The following is a 1,958-nucleotide window of genomic DNA, read 5'->3' on the forward strand; positions in this document are numbered from 1 at the left end:
CCTATAATCTTAGTAGTATTTTTTGAGCCGCTAATTTATTGAAATCAACCTGCTTATAAACAACTTTTTCAAAGAACTCTTATTTCAACGACATTGAATGGTGAATAGTGAAATGTGCCAGATGCGATATTTGGGGATTACACGGAAAATTGCTAAAAGTGAACAGTAAGATGGGTTTATAAAAAAACTGCGCAGTTTTTACCTGCGCAGATAATTAAGATGTTTCACCTTTCACTATTGACGTTCTTCACTATTGACTTTCTCCTTCCTACCATCTGAATACTTTTCCTCCCGCCATCACTTCCTGGGTCTTTTCGTCGAAAGTAGCTTTTTGGCCTGTCTGAACTGCGGCGTTTGTCATAATGGTTGCGATGCTATGAGAATAACCGGCTTCAACGGACGCGTTTGGCTGCTGGCGGCTTCTTACACATTCCATCCAGTTACCTACATGCGCCAATGTGAGGGAATCACCGCCGGTGTTAGCACTTGTGGAAACCTTTTCTTCGATCTCGCTCAGGTTCATTTCAGGCAATAGATTTGCCTGCAGTTGCATGGCTCCTGCTGCTTTTGCAGATAGCCCGCCCTTGGGAGAAATTTTATTATTCATCAGGTTCAATTCACCGCCATTAGAGTAATAGATCTCTCCCGGATCGTCATCACCATTACCCATGCGGGATGCGAATGTCACCTGGAAACCTTTTGAAGCGTCATCCTGAGGGCCATAATCGAATACTGCAGTGATCGTATCCCAGTTTCTTCTGCCGTCTTTCCATGTATAAATACCTCCGTTCGCTACTACACTACGCGGATGCTTTAAACCTGAGAACCAGTGAACAGTATCTATTTGGTGGCTCATCCACTGACCAGCCAGTCCTGAAGAATAAGGCCAGAACAGGCGGAACTCAAGATATTTTCTCGGATCAAATTTTTCGAAAGGCCTGTTTAACAGCCAGCGCTTCCAGTCGGTATCTTCTTCTTTTAACTGGGCGACCAGATCATTACGGCGCCAACGAGCCGGCTGATTTACATTCCATGTAAGCTCCACTTTCAATATATCGCCAAACTTGCCGGATTTTACAAATTGTTCCGCGGCTTTGTAGTTTCTCCCACTGCGGCGTTGCGAGCCGATCTGCACAATTTTTTTGGTTTCGCGAACAGCTTTTATTGCCGCACGTGCATCTTCCATTGTTTCAGCAAAGGGTTTTTCAACATAGGCATCGCGACCAGCCCTAACGGCCTCGGCGCAATGTTGGGAATGTTGAAAATCTGCTGTACTCACAAAAACTGCGTCTATATCTTTTATAGCATACAGCTCATCATTATTTCGGCAGGCAGTAATGTCATGATCCAATTTCTGTTTTAGAAAGGCCTGCCCGTTCTCTCTTTTTACCTTCCATAGGTCAGATACGGCAATCATATCGAAGTTCATCTTATCCTTATGCGCCATAAAGCCGGGAAGCAATGAGCTTTTAAATCTGTCAGAAAACCCTACAACGCCTACATTCACCCGGTCATTGGCTCCGATGATCCTTGCATAGCTCTTGGCAGAAAAGGCAGAGCTCAGGTAAATTGCGGCAGAAGCTTTAGCTGAATTTTTCAGGAATGTTCTACGTGAATTCATATGGCTGTGGTTGTTTTAAGTAAAGTCAAAATCAATAGTGCAACCGCTGCAAATCTGTTACTTGCGTATTTTCATGGCTAAGCAGTTAAGCATTTCCTAAATATAACATTCTTGAAATTAAGTTGAATGTCAGCCACCGGATTTTTTTACGGAAACGTTTGCTTGGGGAGCTGTCAGCTATTAGCTATTAGCTGTTAGCTTTGGGTATCAGGTATCAGGCGTGAGGTGTAAGGCATGTGATGTAGGGCATTAGGAGAGCAGGCTTGGTTTTAAAATAGTGCATAAAATCTTTGTGGTCCTTTCTGCCTTTGCGCCTTTGTGGCAAAAAAACTCCGTG

At 43.7% G+C, this 1,958-nt stretch carries 1 protein-coding gene; it reads right to left on the reverse strand.

Translation table 11 applies throughout. The features are described from left to right. Positions 1–268: 268 nt before the first annotated feature. The gene (locus QTN47_RS27785; RefSeq protein WP_369332734.1) at positions 269–1,621 is read right to left on the reverse strand and encodes a Gfo/Idh/MocA family protein; all 1,353 of its coding nucleotides are present in this window, start codon (positions 1,619–1,621) and stop codon (positions 269–271) included. Positions 1,622–1,958 lie beyond the last annotated feature (337 nt).

The organism is Danxiaibacter flavus (genome assembly GCF_041060425.1).
GTDB lineage: Bacteria > Bacteroidota > Bacteroidia > Chitinophagales > Chitinophagaceae > Danxiaibacter > Danxiaibacter flavus.